This window comes from Megasphaera vaginalis (ex Srinivasan et al. 2021), from assembly GCF_000478965.1.
GTDB lineage: Bacteria > Bacillota > Negativicutes > Veillonellales > Megasphaeraceae > Megasphaera > Megasphaera vaginalis.
Map to the genome: position 1 here is coordinate 1 of NZ_AWXA01000031.1, position 4,067 is coordinate 4,067.

Here is a 4,067-nt window from a genome sequence, read left to right on the forward strand (position 1 = left end):
CATACCCGCAGGAGATTATGACTTTAAGATTACCAACTTCGAGCGAGGCTACTTTGAAGGCAGCGAGAAAATGCCTGCATGCAACGAGGCGAAAATAACATACGAAGTAAACGTGAACGGCCAAAAAGGTCGCATTAAGCAGAACCTCTTCTTACACAGTAAATCACAATGGCAACTCACCGGATTTGCCCGTGCCATCGGACACATGAAGAAGGGCGATGACAAGTTCACGATCCGCTGGAATGAAGTCCTCGGATCTACCGGTCGCTTTAAGATTAAACTTCGGGAATATAACGGAAAGACTTACCCGAACGTCGACCGGTTCTACGACAAGGAAGAATCGGGTAAAGAGTGGACTCAAGGAGCCTTTTAATCGTGGGCATTGAGCTTCGTCCCTATCAGCAGGAGGCGGTCGACGCCGTCCTGCATGAATGGGACATAGGCCATAACAAAACATTACTCGTCTTGCCCACAGGATGCCATGCTATCGGAGAAAAAGTATTGTTAGCGGATGGAAATATAAAAAAGGTGGAAGATGTCCAGCTAAAAGATTGCCTATTGGGAAGCGATGGTACTCCCCGGCATATCCTTCAAATCATCCACGGAGAAGGATATTTGTATAAAATTTGCCCGGTAAAAGGCAAGCCTTTCGTTGTAGATGAAAATCATATGCTGACATTAAAACGAACCAAAGAATCGAATCATCCCGTATATCCAAGTGAAAAACATGGTGGTGAAATTATTGATGTTTCTGTAAAAGAATGGCTTACCTGGAGTAAATGGAAAAAACATATCCACAAACTGATTCGAGCAGACGCTATTACTTTCTATCATTCCCACCAAAACGATTACCCTATTGATCCTTATTTCTTGGGGATATTATTAGGGGATGGCGGGTTAAATGGTTCCTCTATCAGTATCACCACCATGGATGATGAAGTGGTGAAGGTCATTCACCAACAAGCGGAATTATTGGATTTGCGGATTCGTACAGAACCGGCTGGGAAGGCGACAACCTATATTTTTGCCAGTAAAAAAGCATACACTCGCTCCGCCTTTATTCGTTCTTTAAAAGATTTAGGCATGAGAGGAAAAACATCTGCTACAAAACAAGTACCTGATATCTATAAAACAGGCCCTATAGGGGTACGTCTTAACGTTATTGCTGGATTGTTAGATAGTGATGGCCACTTTACATATAACGGCTATGATTTTATTTCTAAATCCGAACGCCTTTCTAATGATTTGGCCTTTATGTGTAGATCGGTTGGGCTCGCGGCCTATGTTACACCCTGTAAAAAGGGGTGCAATAATTTTGTAGGAACATACTACCGGGTTAGTATTAGCGGGAACTGCGATAAAATCCCTATGAAAGTTCAGCGAAAAATGGCTACTTCACGAAAACAAAAGAAAAATGTTCTTGTTACTGGATTTACTGTAGAACCCATCGGAACAGGGGCATACATTGGATTTACTGTTGATGGAGACAACCGTTATTTATTAGATGATTTTACAATCACCCATAATTGTGGAAAGACTATTTGCTTCGCTAAGATTGCCGAATCTCAAGTACGAGTCGGTAATAGAGTTTTAATCCTGGCACATCGTGGAGAACTCCTGGAACAAGCAGCCGATAAAATAGCGAAAGCCACAGGCCTAAAATGTGCTGTAGAAAAAGCCGAGCAGACGGCTCTTCAATCTTGGTATCGAATTACCGTCGGCAGTGTTCAAACGCTAATGCGTGAGAAACGACTGTCTCAGTTTTCTCCTGATTACTACGACACGATCATTATCGATGAAGCTCATCATTCTATTTCAGATAGCTACCAGAACGTTTTAAACTACTTCTCTAACGCGAAAGTCCTGGGCGTTACGGCAACGCCTGACAGAAGCGATATGCGTAACCTCGGACAGATATACGACAGCTTAGCGTATGAATACAAACTTCCGCAAGCTATTAAAGCCGGATACCTCTCTCAAATCGTCGCACAGACCATCCCTCTGCAATTGGACATTGCACATGTCGGCATGGCGGCAGGCGATTACAAAGTAGGGGAACTCGGAACGGCTCTTGAGCCGTATCTTGATAAGATTGCAGAAGAAATGGTGACATACGCTAAAGACCGAAAGACCGTCGTATTCTTACCTCTTGTAGAAACGAGTAAGAAATTCTGCCGATATCTTCGTAAATACGGCTTTAAAGCCGCCGAGGTAAACGGTAATAGCCAAGATAGGGCAGAAGTCCTTAAAGACTTTGAGGACGGGAAATACGACGTTCTATGTAACAGTATGCTTCTTACTGAAGGTTGGGATTGTCCGTCGGTGGATTGCATTATTGTTCTAAGAGCGACCAAATCACGGGCATTATATAGCCAAATGGTAGGCCGTGGCACTCGATTACACGAAGGAAAAGAGAATGTATTGCTGCTTGATTTTTTATGGAACACGGAACGGCACGAGTTATGTCGACCGGCACATCTCATCAGTAAAGATGAAGACATCGCAAAGAAAATGACGGAAAAACTTGAAAACTCGGCGGTTCCGATTGATATTGAAGAACTCAAAAAAGAATCTGAATCGGATGTCGTGGCTGAACGGGAACAAGCCTTAGCTGAAAAGCTTAAGGAAATGAAAAAGCGCAAGCGTAAGCTTGTGGATCCGCTACAGTTTGAAATGTCCATACAGTCTGAAGACTTATCGGGATATGTGCCGTCGTTTGGTTATGAAATGACGCCGCCGTCTGTAAAACAAATTCAAGCCCTTGAAAAATTCGGTATCTTTGCCGATGAGATTGAAAACGCTGGCAAGGCTTCACTTCTTCTAGACAGATTAAAGAAACGTCAGGATATGAGCCTGTCAAGGCCGAAACAAATACGCTTCCTGGAGTCCCGTGGTTTCCAGCACGTCGGGACATGGACGTTTGACCAGGCCTCTTCTATGATTGCCCGAATTTCCATGAATAATTGGAGAGTTCCGAATGGCGTAACGCCTGAAACCTATATCCCGGCGTAGTCCGATAAAGGAGATGAAAAAGCAATGCGTAAAATCAACTTAATACCTTTATTGGACTACATCGACCCCGCCTTTTGCGATTATCAGGAATGGCTGCAGGTCGGAATGGGGCTTAAAGAAGAAGGCTACGACATTAGCGACTGGGAATCCTGGAGTGCCAAAGACATCACTCGTTATCACGCCGGAGAATGTACGAAGAAATGGGCAACGTTCACAGGACACTATAACGGAAGTCCCGTTACGGGAGCTACTATCGTAAACATGGCCAAAGAAAACGGCTGGACCGTCGCACCCCATTTACCCGATCGGGCGTATGGATGGGATGATGAAATCATTGCCGACGAAGAAGTCATTATCGATAAGAACTGGGTGGAAGGCCGAGAAATTGAAGACCCCGGCGATAATTGGAATCCCGCCAAAGATTTAATTACTTATTTAGAGCTTCTCTATGACAGTTCCGATTACGTCGGCTACGTGACTGAATCTTGGGAACAGGACGGGAAATTCTTGCCGTCTAAGGGAAAATTTAAGCGTACAGCAGGGGAGCTTATTCACGCCTTATCAGAGTGTGACGGCGATATCGGGGCCGTCCTGGGCGATTATAATCCCGACGTAGGCGCTTGGATTCGCTTTAACCCTTTAGACGGCCGAGGAGTCCGTAATGAGAACGTGACGGAGTTTAAATACGCTTTGGTTGAATCGGACTGTATGCCCATCGACAAGCAAAACGAAATCATCCGTAAACTGGAGCTTCCTGTTACGTGCATGGTTTACAGCGGTGGCAAATCTGTTCACGCCATCGTTAAAGTAGACGCTGCCAATTACGACGAGTATCGCAAACGGGTCGATTATCTTTACAACATATGTCGTAAAAACGGCCTTGAAATAGACGTTCAGAATCGAAATCCGAGCCGCCTCAGTCGTATGCCCGGCGTTACTCGTAAGGATAAAAAGCAGTTCCTGGTTGATACGAATATCGGTAAGAGCAGTTTCGCCGAGTGGCAGACATGGATCGAATCGATTAACGATAATCTACCGGAGCCTGAAAGCCTTCG

General features: G+C 44.8%; 3 protein-coding genes. All 3 read left to right on the forward strand.

Annotated elements, in window-relative coordinates; translation table 11 throughout:
• Nucleotides 1–373 (forward strand): hypothetical protein (locus HMPREF1250_RS11840; protein ID WP_023053631.1); only part of this gene is annotated, 373 nt, incomplete at its 5' end.
• A gap of 2 nt (nucleotides 374–375) precedes the next feature.
• Nucleotides 376–3,012 carry a DEAD/DEAH box helicase family protein gene (locus HMPREF1250_RS11190; RefSeq protein ID WP_196806855.1) on the forward strand — a complete coding sequence of 879 codons (2,637 nt, stop codon included), beginning with the start codon at nucleotides 376–378 and terminating at the stop codon, nucleotides 3,010–3,012.
• 24 nt (nucleotides 3,013–3,036) lie between these two features.
• Nucleotides 3,037–4,067 (forward strand): PriCT-2 domain-containing protein (locus HMPREF1250_RS05415; protein ID WP_023053632.1); only part of this gene is annotated, 1,031 nt, incomplete at its 3' end.